Consider the following 18,725-nt stretch of genomic DNA (forward strand, 5'->3'; position numbering starts at 1 on the left):
TATAAAGTAAATATAATTTGAGATTGCTATTAACATAGCTTTAGGGTAAATAAACAGCCTGTTGCAGCCAATCAAAAACAAGCTAAAATCACTTAAATATAATTAATTTAGGTGACTTTAGCTTGTTTTTAGTTTATCTTACTTTCAATCATTTCTAGCTAAGTACCAGTCAGCATAACGCTTAATACCCTCACTAATTGATACTTTAGGTTCATAGTTTAAATCCCTTTTGATTTTTTCAATATTTAGTGTATAGTCGTAACTTAAGAAATTGGCAATATGGTTGGAAACTTTTGGTGGTTTGTTAGTAATCCTCGCAATTATTTCCGAATTAAACGCGATAAATGACAGTAGTTTTGGAGAGATATTTTTTGTATTCAACTCTTTATTTAAGGCAAAAAAGAGTTGTTTAAGAACGTCAATTAAATAAATAGGTTGATCATTTGTAATATTGTAATACTCTCCATTAAAGGCATTATCTGCATTCATACAAGCGATGATCATATCGACAACATTATCGATATAAGTAAAATCCATTAGAACTTGTCCTTTATGAACTAATGGAATTCCTCCATTTTCATTTAACAGTATAAATCTTCCGAAAATCGTATGATCGAAAGGACCAAAAATTTGTCTAGGTCTTAGTGAGATTGCAGGTAGTCCTTTTTCAACTGCATCTTCAATAATTAAATCTGCCATATATTTTGTTTCAGCGTAGTAATTAGAGTGCTTTGATGGCAGCGGATCACTTTCTTTAGCATCTTTACGACTCTCACTAGTAAAGTACACACTCGGGGTCGAAATATTAATAAACTTTTTTAAATTTGTTGAAAGTGAAGCTTTAACAATATTCTTCGTCCCCTCAACATTTGTTTTCTCAAATTCAGAGAAAGGTCCAAAAGGTGCTGCAAGTGCAGCACAATGGATTACATAGTCTACATTCTTTATATTTTCTTCTAATAAGATAGAGTCATTCAAATCTCCTTTGACAAAGGTGACATTCTCCATCTTGTTGAAAAATTTAGCTGCTTCCTCATTTCTTCCAAAGGCTATAACGGAATAGCCCAGTTCACTTAATTTTTTAGTTATATGTTTTCCTAAAAAACCCGTGGCACCACTTATGAAAACATTCATTATTCCACCCCAAAAAGAAATTATTGTCGCTCAAAGTTTATGAATCTCGTACCTTGGAAAGTTAGCTTTCCTGAATCGTTTTCTACTAATTGACCATAAATGAACCCATCAATTTGAAATTCAATTCTGTCTCCAGATTCGACCTCAACTGTAACATAATAATGTGTAGAGGAATGAGTGAACTGATTCGTATTTGCATGCTGAACATAATCTATTCTTTTAGTAACTATTTTTGCTGGGACAATTAATTTAGGTTGTTTATTATTATAGTTCCATTGCTTTAATCCTTTTATTAGTGCAAAAAATATACCTGCAAAAACGAAGACAAAAATGATTGGAAATACGAAAGCAATAATTTTAAAAATATCAAAACCTGCATCAAATCCTGACATTGTTAAGACCCCCTTTTAATAAATTGTAAGTCTCAGACTTCTTAATCCTTTTTAAGTCAAATCGGTCTCTATATATAGTTTATTAAATTTTCTGAAAGTAATAAACCTATTTCTTTCAACAAGTAAATAAAATTGGTGCTGTATTGTAAATATTAAATTATTTTAGTGAATTTTATTTCTTTTATTATATAAAAATAACGATAAAATTGATCCAACTAGTAAAAAATGTAAAATAATTACTATTAATAATCTAATAGAACTACTATCTAAGAAGCTTTAAAATAAGTGCAAACTCCGTTATTTTCCTTATATGAACTTTAATTGTGACAGAATAAAAAACTAAGTAAAAAATCCTTCCATTTTAGTAAATTTTAATTGAATTAATTATTGACCAATAATATCCAGGGGAGTAGGATACTTTTAATAGAACTCTTTTTTCTCTTTATTATGTTCCATTGCCAAGGGAGTAGCTTTTGAAACTAGTATGGTGATCATTGGAATAAGGCTAGCGAGGAGATACAGGATAAATGTTTGGTTTAAATCTATTTCTATCTGATCGAAAAGCGGGTAGGGATTTTGGAAAATTAGTTATAGGAGTGATAAGGAAATGAATGTTAAAGATTTAATATCAGTTTACAATCAGTATTACAGTCATTCTAATTTACGCGTTTTTTTTGTATCAGGCCATACTGAAGATATCGAGGAAATTACGGACTTTGATAGAAACGGTCACCATGCTTCACAAGCATTGGGCATTTATGTGCTTTTGTCTAGAACAGAGACGCAACTAATTAAATTAGTATCCTTAAACTTTGAAGATTTAGGAATCATTGAAATTTCTTTAAATGATCTAGGTGACGAAATGAAGCATGACTGGACTAGCTACTTAAAGAAAGTGATAAGTTATTTAAAACAAGCAGGGTATCGGATCAATAGGGGGATGGACATACTGATTTACAGTAATCTTCCAAATGAAGTAGGGCTATCCTCAACTAAATCTGTTGAAGCTTTAACAGATACAATGCTAAAAACATTATACGAATAGAAATGAGAAACTACATCAATATTTTCAACAATTAAAAAACAGCTAAGATTACTCCGGAAAAATTAAATTCTCCTCCTGTAAATTATAATATTTCAAATTTGCTTAAATAAAACTTAATTATACGATCTTGATTTAAAGAAAATAAAATATGTAAAAAATTCTCCATATTTAATGAATAATCATACAACCTTCAACTGTTAAAATTAAAGTAATAGTTTCGAAAACAATTCAGATTGGAAGGTTACGAGGAGAGTTGTAATGACTACAATTAAAGATATTGCCGAAAAAGCAGGGGTATCGATTGCTACTGTATCAAGAGTGCTTAATTATGACCCTGCACTATCAGTAAGTGACGATACAAAACAAAGAATTTTTGAAACAGCAGAAAAGCTTTCATATAAGAAAAAATCAAAAGTAAAAAAGAATATTGCTAAAATCGCACTTGTTAAAGGATATAGTGGAAATGAAGAATTAAGTGATCTCTTTTATATGTTAATTCGTTTTGGAATTGAAAATAAGTGTGAACAACATTCCCTGCATATTTCTACTTTTTTTCGTGGAAATGAAAAGGGGATGTTAGATGAGCAAATACTTGGTGTGATTGCATTAGGTAAGTTTGATGATCAGCAAATTAGCTCATTGAAAAAAGTATCGAAAAATATCGTTTTTGTTGATTTTTCACCAGATGAAGAGAAATACGATTCTGTTGTTACAGATTATGAGAATGCTATTATAAAAGTTTTAGATCATTTTATATCGCATGGACATCAAAAAATCGGATATATCGGTGGACGCGAGTATGATAAGAAACAAGGTCAAAAAGTTAATTCTCGAGTGAAAACATATAAAAATTATTTAGAGGAAAAGGGGCTTTTTCGAAAAGAGAATCTGTATTTAAGTGAATTTACAGCTGAAGCAGGGTTTAATTTGATGAACAAAGCAATTCGAGAACAAGGTGGAGATTTACCAACAGCATTTATAATTGGTTGTGATACGATGGCTGTTGGATGTTTAAGAGCACTTCATGAAGCAAAAATATCAGTACCAGAGCGTGTAAATTTAATCGGAATGAATGATTTTGTATTTTCAAAATATCTTTTTCCTAGCTTAAGTACTTTGAAGGTTTACACTGAATTGATGGGTGAATCCGCAGTGGACTTATTAATGGAAAGACTTTTAGGTAGGAAAGTGGCCAAAAAAGTGATTGTTCCTACGACGTTAAAAATTCGTCAAAGTAGCCTTTAAAGTAGATATTTGTGAAATTTGTAAGATAATTGCTAAAAATTAAATATTTTACTTTTAATCTTAACTCTTTTTAGTATAATTAAAAATTAAAAGGAGTGGGAACGTGAAGGTTGGGTATTTAGGTCCTGAGGCGACTTTTACACATGTTGCTGTTCGGTCCGTTTTTAAGAATGATGAACATATTGCTTATTCTAGTATTCCAGTTTGTATGGATAATGTAGCTGAAGGTGAAGTTGATTTAGTTGTCGTACCAATAGAGAATTCGGTTGAAGGATCTGTGACTACAACTATTGATTATCTTGTACATGAACAGCCATTAAAAATGGTTGGTGAAATTATTATACCGATAAGACAGCATTTATTGATGGCAAAAGGACAAGCACATCGAGTAAAGGATATTGAGGTGATTTATTCTCATTCTCATGCGTTAGCTCAGTGTCATACATTTTTGCATAATCAATATAAATATACAAAGTTAGAGCCAGTTACTTCTACAAGTGCTGCGGCTAAAATGGTTAGTGAGCAATCTAATGAGTGTATAGCTGCGATCGCTAACGAATTTGCTGCAAAGAAGTATGGATTAGAAATTGTTGCTTCAGATATTCATTCTAATTCATATAATCACACGAGATTTATTGTTTTACAAAGACATGATGCCAAAATGGAAACGAATTATTTTGAACCTAAACATACTAAGGCAACTCTAGTTATTAACATGCCGGAGAATCGTGCTGGTGCGCTTCACCAAGTACTTTCAGCATTTGCATGGAGACAGATTGACCTTTCAAAAATTGAGTCTCGCCCGACAAAAACTGGATTAGGAAATTACTTTTTCATTGTTGATGTTGAGATGGGCTATGATGACGTATTATTACCTGGAGTAAAGCAAGAATTAGAGGCTTTGGGCTTTAGTGTAGAAATTTTAGGAAGTTACTCAACAATCTCATTATAAGAAAAGAGAAGGTATAAAACCCTTCTCTTTTATATTTTTTATTTTTACATTAATAGTAGTAATAAGGGGGAGGACAATAGTAACCTGGTGGGCAATAAGAGTAAGGATAGCCATAACCATAACCATAACCCCAAAATGGGAAAAATGGAAAAAATGGACGGAAGAACGGACGGAAAAATGGACGTCCAAATCCAAATCCAAACCCAGGTCTACCAAATCCAAATCCAGGTCTACCAAATCCTCCACCAAACCCACCATGAAAGCCTCCGAATCCACCGTGTCCAAAGCCGCCGCCACCAAATCCATGTGGACGATACTCATGTTCATTCGACATATAAAAAACCTCCTTTACTTATGAGTCTTACATAATCAAAATATGCAGGACAAAAGTGGAAGGTTTGGGCATTTTTGCATTTTAAACCGTACTGGACACATTAAATTCGTTAATGTTTTATTTGAATAAAACTTAATCATTCAATAAATCAAACTTACGAATACGATATTGTAAGTTTTGTCTACTGATGCCTAATTGTTTTGCAGCCTGTGTAATATTGCCGTTATGATCATTTAAAACATTCATAATATGTTGTTTTTCTTTGTTCAATAAAGTATTTTTTAAATTTGATTTGTCATCTATTGATTCTGGCGGATGTAATTTAACGACTTCTCTATGTTGTTGAACGATTGGAGTAGTACTTGTATTTCTTTTTTCATTAAAAAACCTAGATGGTAAATGAGTTGCAGATATAGTCGTTTCATTTTCTACTAAGTTCATTGCACCTTCGATCATATGTTCAAGTTCGCGTATATTACCAGGCCAGTTATGATTCAGGAAGAAATTTGTTACATTTTCATCTAAATTAGTTACCCGATGGCCGAAAAGACGATTATATTTTTGAATAAAGAAGTTTGCTAACAACAATATATCTTCGAAGCGTTCACGTAGTGGCGGTAGAAATAATGAAACGACACTTAGACGGTAATATAAGTCTTTTCGTAAATGATTATTCGCGATTGCTTCAATAGGGTCTTCGTTTATCGTAGCGATAATTCGAACATCTAATTCTTTTTCGTTAATATCACCAATTCTTCTAACTTTACGTTCTTGAATAACCCTTAAAAGTTTAGCCTGTAAGTTAGGGCTAAGTGAATTAATTTCATCTAATAATAATGTTCCACCATTTGCTTCTTCAAATAATCCAGGCTTATCAATTGCCCCAGTAAATGCTCCTTTTTTTGTCCCAAAAAGAATACTTTCAATTAAGGATTCTGGAAGTGCGGCGCAATTTTGAGAAATGAATGGTTTTGTTGCTCTTTTGCTAGCATTATGAATACTTTGAGCGAATAATTCTTTACCTGTTCCAGTTTCTCCTACAATTAATACGGATGAAGAAGTTTTGGTAGATCTTTTTGCATCTTCAATTATGCTTTTAAATGCCCCGGATGTTCCGATTAATTGTTCGAATGTATAACGTGTATTTCGATTTTGAAGAATACCTTCCTGCACAGATTGCTTTAATTCAGTCACGTCGCGAACCATTTCAATTGCTCCAATAATTTTATTTTCTTTCATTATTGGGTAAGTATCATTGATTGTCGTAACTTCTTTTCCTTTATTATTAAAATAAGATTGTTTAATATTTTTTCGTACTTTACCTTTTTGGAGTGCATCAAGTAAGGTGCTCGATTGGTTTTTTTGAAACGTGAAGACATCTAAAAGATTTTTGTGTAAGACATCCTCTTCATTCATCATTTCGATTTCCATCATTTTGCGGTTATACACCATTGTATTAGCTTCTTGATCAACTACATGTATACCGATATCAATTTCTTCTAATATTAATTGTAATAATTCATCAACAGCTAAAAAGTTTTGCTTATCATTTTTCATATAATTCTCTCTTTTCATTATAACAATAGAAAAAATTTGCACTTCTTTCTATTTTTGGTAAGATAAAAAGGCAGTTTTTTTCCGAATGTACTAATTTTCTTTGTTAATCTTTTTTTTGCTGCAAATATTCTATGCATATTTTAATTAATTTTGCGCCTGAATGCAAAAATATTTTGCGGTAAATTGAAAACGGTATCATGCTTAAGGTTGAATAACGCTTAGAATAAGTACATTTTGTGAATTTTAATTTATACAACATGTTTGGCACGGAAATTGCTTATTCTTTTAGTAAGAAGCTAAAAATTAATCAATAATATTGGGGGAACTCAAATGACAACTAATTCTCAAAAAATCATTGACCAAACAAATCAATATGGCGCAAATAACTATCATCCACTTCCAGTAGTAATTTCTAAAGCTGAAGGTATTTGGGTTACAGACCCTGAGGGTAACAGATATTTAGATATGTTAAGTGCATATTCTTCTGTAAACCAAGGGCATCGTCATCCAAAAATTATCCAAGCTTTAAAAGATCAAGCTGACAAAGTTACATTAACTTCTCGTGCTTTCTATAGTGAAAACATGGGTGAGTGGTTTGAAAAGGTAGCAAAAGTTACGAACAAAGATATGATTTTACCTATGAACACTGGTGCTGAAGCTGTTGAGACTGCTATTAAAGCTGCTAGAAGATGGGCTTATGATGTTAAGGGTGTAGAAGAAAACCAAGCAGAAATTATTGCTTGTGTTGGAAACTTCCACGGTCGCACGATGGCTGCAGTTTCTTTATCATCAGAAAAAGATTATCAACGTGGATTTGGACCATTCTTACCAGGAATTAAGTTAATTCCTTATGGCGATATTGAAGCATTAAAAGCTGCAATTACGCCAAATACTGCTGCATTCTTAATCGAACCAATTCAAGGTGAAGCTGGAATTAATATTCCTAAAGAAGGATTCTTACCTGAAGTAGCTGAAGTTTGTAAAAAAGAAAACGTATTATTTATTGCAGATGAAATTCAAACAGGTTTATGTAGAACTGGTAAAACTTTTGCATGTGATTGGGATGGAGTAATTCCTGACATGTACATACTAGGTAAAGCACTTGGAGGCGGAGTATTCCCAATTTCATGTGTTGCTGCTGATCGTTCAATCTTAGGCGTATTTGAGCCAGGTTCTCACGGATCTACATTTGGTGGAAATCCATTAGCTTGTGCAGTTTCAGTAGCTGCTTTAGAAGTTCTTGAAGAAGAGAAGTTAGCTGAGCGTTCAAATGAGCTTGGAAACTACTTTATGGAAAAATTAAAAGAAATCGATCATCCTCATATTAAAGAAGTTAGAGGACGTGGATTATTTATTGGTGTTGAACTTCATGTACCAGCACGTGTTTATTGTGAAGCATTAAAGAAACAAGGTTTATTATGTAAAGAAACACATGATACAGTAATTCGTTTTGCACCACCATTAATTATTTCAAAAGAAGATTTAGACTGGTCAATTCAACAAATTAACGAAGTATTTAGCCAATATAAAGCAACTGTATAAATGGAGCGATAAAAATGACAACTACAATCCCACAAAATGAAGTACAAAACAAAATCAAAGAAGAAGGAAGAGAATTAATTGAGTCTACTCAAGAAGTAATCTCAGAAGCTCTTCATAAACTTGGTTATTCAAAAGAACTTTATGAGTTATTAAAAGAACCATTACGATTTTTAACAGTTCAAATTCCGGTAAGAATGGATGATGGCTCAGTGAAGATTTTCACTGGCTATCGTTCACAACATAATGATGCTGTAGGTCCAACAAAGGGTGGAATTCGTTTCCATCCTGAGGTTAATGAGGACGAAGTAAAAGCTTTATCAATGTGGATGAGCTTAAAATGCGGTATCGTTGATTTACCATACGGTGGGGGAAAAGGCGGTATCATTTGTGATCCAAGAAATATGTCAATTTTTGAGTTAGAGCGTTTAAGTAGAGGATATGTTCGTGCGATTAGCCAAATCGTTGGACCAACAAAGGATATTCCTGCTCCAGACGTATATACTAACCCACAAATTATGGCTTGGATGATGGATGAATATAGTAGAATTCAAGAATTTGATTCTCCTGGATTTATTACTGGTAAACCACTTGTATTAGGTGGATCAGAAGGACGTGAAACAGCTACAGCTCAAGGTGTTACTATTTGTATCGAAGAGGCTGCTAAACGTAAGGGAATCGATTTAAAGGGTGCTAGTGTCATTGTTCAAGGATTTGGAAATGCGGGTAGCTTCTTAGCGAAGTTCATGGTTGAAGCAGGTGCAAAGGTAGTCGGTATTTCTGATGCACTTGGCGCATTATACGATCCAGACGGTTTAGATATTCATAGCTTACTAGAAAAAAGAGATAGCTTTGGAACGGTAACTAACTTATTTACTGATGTAATTTCGAATAAAGAATTACTAGAAAAACCTTGTGATATTTTAGTTCCAGCTGCAATTTCAAACCAAATTACAATTGAAAATGCTCACAATATTAAAGCATCAATCGTAGTTGAAGCTGCAAATGGTCCTACTACTCTTGAAGCTACTAAAATTTTAACAGAGCGCGAAATTTTACTAGTTCCAGACGTACTAGCAAGTGCTGGTGGAGTTTCTGTTTCTTATTTTGAGTGGGTTCAAAATAACCAAGGTTACTACTGGTCTGATGAAGAAGTTGCTCAAAAGCTTCGTGACAAAATGGTTCGTTCATTTGATAGTGTTTACCAAACTTCAGTTAATCGCAAAGTAAATATGAGATTAGCTGCATATATGGTTGGTATTCGCAAAATGGCGGAAGCATCTCGTTTCCGTGGATGGGTTTAATAGATTAATTGGTTTGCTCCAGATGGAAATTTCATCTGGAGCACTTATATTGTATTGACAGATAATAAAATCTATTTTTATAATTAAGTATTATCTCAATACAATGATTTGTATACGTTTTCAATCGTTATCTGAAAATTTAGTCTTAAAATATGTTAATTTAAAGCGCTTTGGTGTTCATTATGGGATTCGGGGGAGTTTATATTCTGTTATATCAGAATATTTTAACTTATGCGCGCAATTTACATCTAGAGGAGGGACTTTCATGAAACAGCAAGAACAGGGGTTAAAGAAAGAGCTTAAAAGTAGACACTTGTTTATGATTGCTCTTGGGGGAGTAATTGGGACAGGTTTGTTTATGGGATCAGGCTATACAATTAGTGAAGCTGGCCCAGGTGGAGCATTATTAGCCTACTTAGTAGGTGGAATCGTAATGTATTTAACAATGCTATGTTTAGGAGAATTAGCAGTTAATTTACCAGATGCTGGTTCTTATCAAACTTATGCAACTAAATATATCTCACCAGCGTCAGGATATGTAGTTGGATGGATGGCATGGTTAAACTGGTCGGTAACAATCGGTTTAGAGTTAATTACAGTTAGTATGTTAATGAAGAGATGGTTTCCAGATGTACCGACTTGGATCTGGTGTGTAGTATTTGGGGTAATATTATTCTCAATAAATGCACTTTCAACGAAATCATTTGCTGAAGTTGAGTTTTGGTTTGCAAGTATTAAAGTAGTAACAATTGTTCTTTTTATTATTTTAGGTGGAGCAGTAATGTTTGGCATTGTACCAATGGAAGGGACAAAGGCTCCAATGCTTTCTAACTTTACAGACCACGGCGGACTTTTCCCGAATGGCTTTTTAGCGATTATGGTCACAATGGTTGCAGTTAACTTCTCATTCCAGGGAAGTGAATTAGTAGGGATTGCAGCTGGTGAAAGTGAAGATCCAGCAAAAGCTGTACCTAAAGCAATTAATAACACTGTATGGCGAATTCTAGTATTCTTTATTTTATCAATGTTTGTTTTAGCAGGACTATTCCCTTGGGAGAAAGCTGGTTTAGTAGATAGCCCATTCGTAGTAGTATTTGATAACATCGGTATTCCATACGCAGCAGATATTATGAACTTTGTTATTATTACAGCAGTTCTATCAGTTGCTAACTCAGGTTTATACGCAACATCTCGTATGATGTATTCAATGGCTCAAAAAGGAATGGTTAGTTCGAAATTAGGTAAATTAACTAAAAAAGGTGTACCTTTAAACGCTTTAACTTTTAGTATGTTCTTTGGATGTTTATCACTATTAAGCGGAATTTACGCAGAAGACACGGTTTATCTATGGTTACTATCAATTGCAGGATTTGGTTGCTTATTCGTTTGGGCAAGCATTGCATTATCAAATCTTTTAGGTAGAAAGCAATACATTCAAGAAGGTGGAAAATTAGAGGATTTAAAATATAAAACGCCTCTTTATCCAATCGTTCCAATCGTTGCTTTTGTTTTAAATGTGGCTGTAATTATTAGCCTTGCATTTATCCCAGACCAACGCATTGCATTGTACTGTGGTGTTCCATTTATGATTGCATGTTTAATCTATTATCATTTCTCTGCTAAGCATAAGATTGAAAAACACGAGCAAGAAGAGAGTAAAAAAGTAAGTTAATAATTGTTTTGAGATTGTCTCAAAAATTTGTGAAAACTCGCTAATTACTAGCGAGTTTTTTTGTATTTTTGAATTGTGGTTATGCTGATCAGGTCTAGCAATAATTGAGATTTATTTAGTAAGGGAAGCTCACAACTTTATCAACAATGTCCACATATCGTTCATGCATATTAAAATTGAATCTACTTATTTCAGCTCACACAAATCCAACATTAAATCGTACCCACAAATTTATTGAATAAAAATTACTGCTTTATTAACAAAGTTCACAATTTTATCAACAGTGTGCATATTTTCGTTAATATTTTTTTGATTTGATGGGGGGAGCTGTTACTTATCCACTGTTTTGATGTGCATATTACTGTTTTTAGCTGATTCTGCATTAAATATCAACAAATGTTCGCAAGTTCTTGTTAATAACCTTTTACAGAAAGGAATGGGGGAGTTACTTATCCACATTTTTACTGTTATGGCTATCTATTCTTTAGAATCAGGTATGAGTTATACACAAAAAAGAACTGTCCCAAAAGTACATTGACTTAAGGGACAGCTACATTTTTACTGCTTATTTATTTTTTTCAGACTCTTTACTTGTTACAGTGATATCTTGTAAGTGACCCTGGAAGCCTTGACCAGCTGTTAAGTCGTAACCTTTAACGCGCTTATTAACGCCATCTAAACCGAAGCGGAATAGAGTAGGGATAACTGGCACTTCGTCATTTACAAGCTCTTGCCATTTATCGTATACATCTTGACGGTATTTTTCATCAAATGCTTTTGCTGAAATACCTTCTTTTAATAGTTTATCATTGTCGTTATTTACCCAACGAACGTAGTTGAATGGTGCATTTTTAGCCCAAATTCCAGATGGGTCTGGGTCAGAACCTGTTCCCCAAGCTGCTGCGAAAATATCGATTTTTGGATTATCTTTTTCTACCATATCGTAGAATGAGTTGAACTCATGTAAACGTCCATCTAATAATTGAACATCTAAGCCAACTTCTTTCCAAGATTGTAAGTAGAATTGAGCTAATGGTTCAGCGATATCGCCACCACTCATAGAAGCGAAGTTGATTTTAAATGGTTTTCCGTTTGGATCCTCACGTAAACCATCTCCAGTTACATCTTTGTAACCAGCTTCGTCTAGTAATTTTTTAGCTTTTTCAGGATCATGAGTATATCCTTTTAATGCTTTATCAAAGTATTTAGGGAATGATGGTGGAATTACAGAAGTTGCAGGCACTCGTAATCCTTTGTATAATTTTTCCCCAACTGCTTTATTATCAAGGGCATAAGCCATTGCTTGACGTACACGCTTATCTTGGAATTTTGGATTATCCATTACGTTTACACCATTTTTTGCATCGTAATGACCTAATTTAAATCCGATGTAAGAGTAAGCTAACTCTGTTTTACCGATTAATTGGATATTTTTTAATTTTTTAGCTTGATCGAATTGGTCAGCTGAAACAGAAGCGATATCGATATCTCCGTTTGCTAGAGAAGATGTAGCAATAGTTGGATTAACAACTTTTAAAAGTACACCGTCAAGTTTTGGAGCACCGTTCCAGTAATCTTTATTCGCTTCAAACTCTACAGCTTCACCTGGTGTGATCTTTTTAATTTTAAATGGTCCAAAGCCGATAGGAGCTTTACGAATTTGGTCTGATGATGCTAATTTATCGATTGGCACATTGCCTAAATATTTTTTAGGTAGTGGGTTAGTCCATAATCCAGTAAGTACAGATGGGTTAGCTTCTTTAAATGTAATTGAAATTGTTTTAGGATCAGTTATTTTAACTCCAGAAATATTTTTTGCCTTTCCGTTATGGTAATCTTCCATACCTTCAATCATAGACATTTGTGAGTCATAACGTACACCTGTATATTTTGGATTACCAATTACAAGATAAGCATATTCTAAATCTTCTGCTGTAACTGGATCTCCATTCGTCCAATTTACATTATCACGAATTTTTAATGTGATTGTCTTTTTGTCATCGCTTAATTTATATGTAGCAGCACCATCTTGGTCATAAATATAGTTTTCATCTGTTGAAAGAAGTGCTTCATCAAAGAATTGAAGTACTTGAGAATCTGGATCGCCTTCATAGAAAACTGTATTTAAGATACCTTCAAATGGTGTATCTGAAACTAAACCATATTTTAAAATGCCACCTGAAACCGATTTTTTGTTATTTGTTACTTTGATTGGGAAAGCAGCTTGATCGACTTGCTTAGTAGTAGTCGTAGTCTTTGTATCGCCGCCTTTACATGCTGAAAGAATCATCATAGATACTGCCATTGCGCTTAATACTTTAGTAAAGCTTTTTGCATTTTTCATATTTCCACTCTCCTTAATTTTTAATTATCCTCTTCTTTGTCTAGCATCAGCTGCACGCTTTAGCGCTTCACCGATGAAATTTATACTCAGCATGAGCACTAAAATCATGCACGATGCAGGTAACCATATCCACAGCTTATTTTGTAAAACATCAGGATTTGTTGCATAACTAACTAGTGTTCCTAAACTTGGTGTACTTTCTGGTAAACCAAATCCAAGGAAGGTTAGACCAGATTCTATTCCAATATTTCCTGCTAGGTTTAAAGTGAATGCAACGATAATTAATGAACTTACATTTGGTAAAACATGTGAGATAATGATTTTCCAATTCGGCGTGCCAATTGCTTTAGCTGCTGCCACATAATCTAATTCGCTCTCTGATAAAACTTTTGAACGAATTAATCTTGCCTTACCTGTCCATAAAAAAAGGCTCATAATAAGGACAAAATTTATGATAGAGAATTTAGGTACAACTGTTACGAATACAATAATTAACATTAATGTTGGTAAGGATAGGAAAAAGTCAATAATACGCATTACGACACTGTCTACCCAACCACCGAAATAGCCAGCTATTAAACCTAATGCTAGGCCTAGTAGATTTGTAATAATCGTGATAAAAAATCCAATCGTAAAGGAATTTCTTGTCCCAATTATTAGTTGTCCAAATATATCGCGTCCTCCGTAGTCAGTACCTAACCAATGAGTAGAGGAAGGAGGCTGATAGATTGATAGAAAGTCGACTTTAACAATTTGATTTTGATCTAGAATAAGAGAAGTAGCATACACACCTATTATTATTAGGCCAAGTACGATAAGAGAACCTAAAGCTAACTTATCTCGTCTAAATTCTGCCCAAATGACACTAAATCCAGATGGACTTTTTCGTTGCTCTGTAATATGAGTTTGATTTTCGATTTTTAATTCCATAAATTTCACCTACCCTATTCAATCCGTATACGTGGATCTACGATGCTTAGAATAATATCTGAGATTAATGTTCCGAAAAGTGTTGCAAGACATGTCATTAAAACAAGCGCATTTACAACGGTAAAATCACGTAACATAACGGATTTAACGAACAGTTGCCCAATTCCTGGATATCCAAAAATTGATTCTAAAAATACAGAACCAGCTATTAAACCTGTAATCTCATAACCTAAAAATGCAGCGATTGGTAAAAATGAATTTCGTAAAACGTGTCGAGAATAAACCTTTGATTCTGGAACACCTTTTGATCTAGCTGTTCTGACAAAATCTTTTACTTTTGTATCAATAATTTCACTACGCAAATATTGAGAAATTCCAACAGTTGAAATAAGTGCACCTGATAAAGTTGGTAAAACAAGATGATCTAATTTGCTTACGTAATAAGCAAAAGTTCCGTCAGCAATCGTAGGGTCTACGCTACCGCCCGTTGGGAAAAGATCAAAATAAAATCCAAAAACAAACAGCATAACAATTCCAAAAATAAATAAAGGGGTAGCAAAACCTAAATAGTTATATCCGGTTATCAGCTTATCCGCCCAGGTGTCGCTATAGCGTCCACTAATAATACCAAGTGGAATTGCCAGTAAATAAGTTACAATAAACACGCAGAGGGCAAGTAATACAGTATTTCCAATACGGTCACCAATTACATCAACTACATTGATTTTATGTGTATAGGAAACACCAAAATCTCCATTTGCAACATTTTTAATCCAATGATAATACTGAACATAAGCAGGATCATTTAAACCCATTTCTTCACGAATTTTTTCAATTTCTTGTGGATTAGCTTTTGGGTTAATTGATCGTCCAGTAAGCGCATCACCAGGCATTGCTTTAGCTAGTGCAAAGATTAGTATACTCAAGATAAGAAGCTGAGGAATCATGATGAGTATACGTCGAATGACAAATTTTAACATATTCGTTACTCCTTTCTAAGGTAATGCTACTCGATGAGTATCTGAGATTGGTTTTAAATCAAATGGTCGACCATTTTCATCAAAGTAAGAAGAAGCATTTTGTTGATATTCTTTTCTAACTTCTTGTCTTTCTCTAATTTTTTCTTCTCGAACTTCTGGACGAATATCTGGTATTGCTGAAATTAAGCGTTTAGTGTATATATGTTGTGGGTTGTTTAAGATATCTTCAGTAGTGCCTTCTTCAACAAGTCTCCCTCGATACATAACACCAATTCGATCGCATAAATGGCGAATAACGCCTAAGTCATGTCCGATAAATAAATAAGTTAGTTTGAATTCTTCTTGTAAATCTTGTAAGAAATTAAGTACTTGTGCTTGTACTGAAACATCCAAAGCGGAAACAGGCTCATCTGCAACTATTAACTTAGGTTGTAAAGTTAAAGCTCTAGCAATCCCAATTCGTTGACGTTGACCACCAGAAAATTCATGTGGATACTTATATAGTGATTCTGGAGATAATCCAACTTTATCTAGGTAGTAAAGTACTCGTTCACGTTCTTCTTCAGCAGTTAAAGTTTCATAGTTTCTTAGAGGTTCTGCAACTAAATCAATAATTCTCTTTTTAGGATTTAAAGAAGAGTATGGGTCTTGAAATATCATTTGAATCTCTTGTCGAAATGCTCGCAATTGCTTTTTATTTAGCGTTATTAAGTCATTGTCTAAAAAATTAATACTTCCATTAGTAGCCTTTGCTAATTGAAGTATTGCCTTGCCTGCAGTAGATTTTCCACTACCTGATTCTCCAATTAGACCATATGTCTCGCCTTCGTTTAGTTCAAATGAAATTCCATCAACAGCTCGAACATGATCTACAACTGTTCGAAAAATACCACCACGAATAGGGTAATGTACTTTTAAGTTATCAACCTTTAATAGAGACATTTATGATCGGTGCTCCTTTCTCGTTCTTGAAATGGAAATGCTTATAACAAGAACAGCGTACATAATGATTTGGTGTAACTTCGTGCAAGATAGGTTGATTTTCATGAGCATAATTTTGAATCCAAGGAATACGGTGGCTGAATCGGCAGCCTGTTCTAGGTAGTTTGTCTAATGGTGGAACTGTACCTTCAATAATATGAAGTCTTTGATTTTTTGAATGAGTAGTAGGAATAGAGTTTAATAGTGAGCGCGTATATGGGTGTAATGGATTATTTAGTATTTCTTCTACTGAACCAGTCTCAATAATTTGTCCAGCATACATAACAGCAACACGGTCTGCTACTTCTGCAACAACACTTAAGTCATGTGTAATTAAAATGATGCCTAGCTTCGTTTTCTTTTGTATTTCTTTTAATAAATCTAATATTTGAGCCTGTATCGTTACATCTAAAGCAGTAGTTGGCTCGTCTGCAATAATGAACGAAGGGTTACATGCGATGGCAATTGAAATCATAGCACGTTGTCTCATACCACCAGATAATTCATGCGGGTACTGTTTATAAGTAACCTCTGGCTTTGGAATTCCAACTTGGGTTAGTAATTCTAATGCACGCTCCTTTTTTTGTGAGCGTGAAAGATCAGTATGAAAATCTAAATTTTCTTCAATTTGTTTACCAATCGTCATTAACGGATTTAGAGCAGTAAGAGGTTCTTGGAAAATCATTCCGATTTCCTTGCCTCGAATTTTATTTAACTTACTATCATTTAGCGTTAGTAAATTTGTACCCTTGTAAGAGATCGATCCATTCATTTTTGTACGATTATTTGAATGTAGTCCTAGGATTGATAGGGCTAGAGCACTTTTACCGCAGCCTGATTCACCCACAATTGCAAGAACTTCATTTTCATGGACAGTCAGTGATACATCATCCACAGCAGGATAGTATTGGTTGTTTATACGAAACGATGTCGTTAAATGTTCGATTTCCAAAAGAGGTTTTGACATTTCGTGTCTCCTTTCGAGATTTCATGAGCAAAATTGTTGATATATTTTGAATTTTCATAAGTATAATATTATTACGCGAATGTTTCAATATGAAAACATTTTCTGTAATATATAGTCCTTTTTGACTAAAATTCATTCGAAATTCGGATTAACTAGTAAATTAATAGGGAAAAAATGTCACTACGATTCGATAGAAAGGTTGATAGATTAAATAAAATAAGGGAGAGTAAGGAAAACACAAAATGAAAACGTTTCCAAAATGGTTTGAAGAGTAGATAAAAAGATGTGTTTGAAAATAAAGGAGAAAAAAAGAGGTTTTTGTCGGAATATGAAATAATTTAGTGGAAAATATATATCCGATGTACAATTTGTAGTTTGAAATTCCTAGTCAAAAATACCTATTTTTACACGAAAAGTAAGAATTACATTAAAAATATATGTCTACTAAACTTTAATTTTAGATAAATTAGGAAAGAAAAAAAGCAGTATAAAGATAAAAGGATGAATAATCCATTTTATTTTACACTGCTTTTCTTAATTTAATCTTAAATCTTAACTCAATTTAAGTAGGCTGTTAACATCCAAACATGCTTTGCAAGTTGTTCTCGAATGGCTAATAGTACATCATGAGTAACTGAATCATTTTCAGACTCTGCAATTTCCATACCATCTTTTAATTCTTCAATTAAATAATTATAGTCCTTAGTAATGTCTTGGACCATTTCATCAGAAGTAATATTCTTATTTGCTTCTTTAAGGCTTGAAGTATCAAGATACTCTCTCATTGTAGCTAGTGGTTTTCCACCAATTATTAACACTCGCTCTGCTAGCTCATCAATATGTAAACTTGCCTCATTGTAAAATTCCTCAAATTTAGTGTGTAGAGTGAAAAAATTTGGACCTTTTACATACCAATGATAGTTATGTAACTTTACAAATAGAATATTCCAGTCTGCTATTTGCTTATTAAGCACATCAACAGTCGTTTTTGAGATGGATGATGTATCCATTAAAACCCCTCCTCTAAATGATGTAAAAGATTAAAAAACCATATAAACCATATAAACCATATAAACCATCTTAACTGATATTGAGTAAGAATAGTCATGGTAATATTTGATAGCTAAGACAACAATTAGTAAAATTAACGTTAAATTGTCAATGGCATTATATTGAAATAAAAAAACCTCATACTATTTGAGGGGTGATGAAGATATACTTCTTACTTACACAAGGAAAGTTCATTAGTAAGTAAAAAGCAAAAAGATGAAATATAGTAACTCATAAGGGGTTCATGAGTAAGTAAATTAGCAAAAAAGATGAAACACAGTAACTCATAAAGGGTTCAT

The 18,725-nt window shown here is 33.4% G+C and carries 16 protein-coding genes; 6 read left to right on the forward strand and 10 right to left on the reverse strand.

What is annotated here, in order from left to right:
• Positions 1-144: 144 nt before the first annotated feature.
• Complete coding sequence (locus CN946_RS19900; protein WP_098862684.1) at positions 145-1,134, reverse strand: NAD-dependent epimerase/dehydratase family protein; 990 nt, start codon at positions 1,132-1,134, stop codon at positions 145-147.
• Positions 1,135-1,154: 20 nt separating this feature from the next.
• Positions 1,155-1,526, reverse strand: coding sequence for a DUF2500 domain-containing protein (locus CN946_RS19905; protein ID WP_098862685.1), 372 nt, complete (start codon positions 1,524-1,526; stop codon positions 1,155-1,157).
• 607 nt (positions 1,527-2,133) lie between these two features.
• Here CN946_RS19905 and CN946_RS19910 point away from each other — a divergent pair.
• The 3 genes from CN946_RS19910 (at position 2,134) to pheA (ending at position 4,768) form a co-directional block, all read left to right on the forward strand.
• Positions 2,134-2,571: a galactokinase gene (locus tag CN946_RS19910; RefSeq protein ID WP_098862686.1), complete on the forward strand. Its 438-nt coding sequence runs from the start codon at positions 2,134-2,136 to the stop codon at positions 2,569-2,571.
• A 258-nt stretch (positions 2,572-2,829) separates the two neighbouring features.
• A complete protein-coding gene (locus tag CN946_RS19915) occupies positions 2,830-3,816 on the forward strand; it encodes a LacI family DNA-binding transcriptional regulator (protein ID WP_098862687.1) in 987 nt (328 codons plus the stop codon).
• Positions 3,817-3,919: 103 nt separating this feature from the next.
• Positions 3,920-4,768: a prephenate dehydratase gene (pheA, locus tag CN946_RS19920; protein WP_097973214.1), complete on the forward strand. Its 849-nt coding sequence runs from the start codon at positions 3,920-3,922 to the stop codon at positions 4,766-4,768.
• Between the two features lie 49 nt (positions 4,769-4,817).
• On the opposite strand, the gene CN946_RS19925 is transcribed toward pheA, so the two are convergent.
• Together CN946_RS19925 and CN946_RS19930 are read right to left on the reverse strand one after the other, a co-directional pair.
• Complete coding sequence (locus tag CN946_RS19925; protein ID WP_098862688.1) at positions 4,818-5,102, reverse strand: hypothetical protein; 285 nt, start codon at positions 5,100-5,102, stop codon at positions 4,818-4,820.
• A 132-nt stretch (positions 5,103-5,234) separates the two neighbouring features.
• Positions 5,235-6,659, reverse strand: coding sequence for a sigma-54 interaction domain-containing protein (locus CN946_RS19930; RefSeq protein WP_098862689.1), 1,425 nt, complete (start codon positions 6,657-6,659; stop codon positions 5,235-5,237).
• Between the two features lie 330 nt (positions 6,660-6,989).
• On the opposite strand from CN946_RS19930, the gene CN946_RS19935 reads away from it, so the two are divergent.
• From CN946_RS19935 to CN946_RS19945, 3 genes are all read left to right on the forward strand, one after another.
• Positions 6,990-8,201: an ornithine--oxo-acid transaminase gene (locus CN946_RS19935; protein ID WP_098862690.1), complete on the forward strand. Its 1,212-nt coding sequence runs from the start codon at positions 6,990-6,992 to the stop codon at positions 8,199-8,201.
• Positions 8,202-8,215: 14 nt separating this feature from the next.
• Positions 8,216-9,502, forward strand: coding sequence for a Glu/Leu/Phe/Val family dehydrogenase (locus CN946_RS19940; RefSeq protein WP_098862691.1), 1,287 nt, complete (start codon positions 8,216-8,218; stop codon positions 9,500-9,502).
• A 265-nt stretch (positions 9,503-9,767) separates the two neighbouring features.
• Complete coding sequence (locus CN946_RS19945; RefSeq protein WP_098862692.1) at positions 9,768-11,174, forward strand: amino acid permease; 1,407 nt, start codon at positions 9,768-9,770, stop codon at positions 11,172-11,174.
• Between the two features lie 565 nt (positions 11,175-11,739).
• Here CN946_RS19945 and opp4A read toward each other — a convergent pair.
• From opp4A to CN946_RS19980, 6 genes are all read right to left on the reverse strand, one after another.
• A complete protein-coding gene (gene opp4A / locus CN946_RS19955) occupies positions 11,740-13,518 on the reverse strand; it encodes an oligopeptide ABC transporter substrate-binding protein (protein ID WP_098862694.1) in 1,779 nt (592 codons plus the stop codon).
• Between the two features lie 24 nt (positions 13,519-13,542).
• Positions 13,543-14,448 (reverse strand): ABC transporter permease, encoded by a 906-nt coding sequence (locus CN946_RS19960; protein ID WP_098428191.1) that lies wholly within the window; start codon positions 14,446-14,448, stop codon positions 13,543-13,545.
• 14 nt (positions 14,449-14,462) lie between these two features.
• Positions 14,463-15,428, reverse strand: coding sequence for an oligopeptide ABC transporter permease (gene opp4B, locus CN946_RS19965; protein WP_098862695.1), 966 nt, complete (start codon positions 15,426-15,428; stop codon positions 14,463-14,465).
• Positions 15,429-15,443: 15 nt separating this feature from the next.
• The gene (locus CN946_RS19970; protein WP_098862696.1) at positions 15,444-16,370 is read right to left on the reverse strand and encodes an ABC transporter ATP-binding protein; all 927 of its coding nucleotides are present in this window, start codon (positions 16,368-16,370) and stop codon (positions 15,444-15,446) included.
• Positions 16,351-17,376, reverse strand: coding sequence for an ABC transporter ATP-binding protein (locus CN946_RS19975; RefSeq protein ID WP_098862697.1), 1,026 nt, complete (start codon positions 17,374-17,376; stop codon positions 16,351-16,353). The genes CN946_RS19970 and CN946_RS19975 overlap by 20 nt, the downstream gene beginning before the upstream one ends.
• Before the next feature lie 557 nt (positions 17,377-17,933).
• Positions 17,934-18,371 carry a Dps family protein gene (locus CN946_RS19980; protein ID WP_483295411.1) on the reverse strand — a complete coding sequence of 146 codons (438 nt, stop codon included), beginning with the start codon at positions 18,369-18,371 and terminating at the stop codon, positions 17,934-17,936.
• Between the last annotated feature and the right edge of the window lie 354 nt (positions 18,372-18,725).

It is taken from the genome of Bacillus sp. AFS053548 (assembly GCF_002575105.1).
In the GTDB taxonomy this organism is placed as follows: Bacteria; Bacillota; Bacilli; order Bacillales; family Bacillaceae_G; genus Gottfriedia.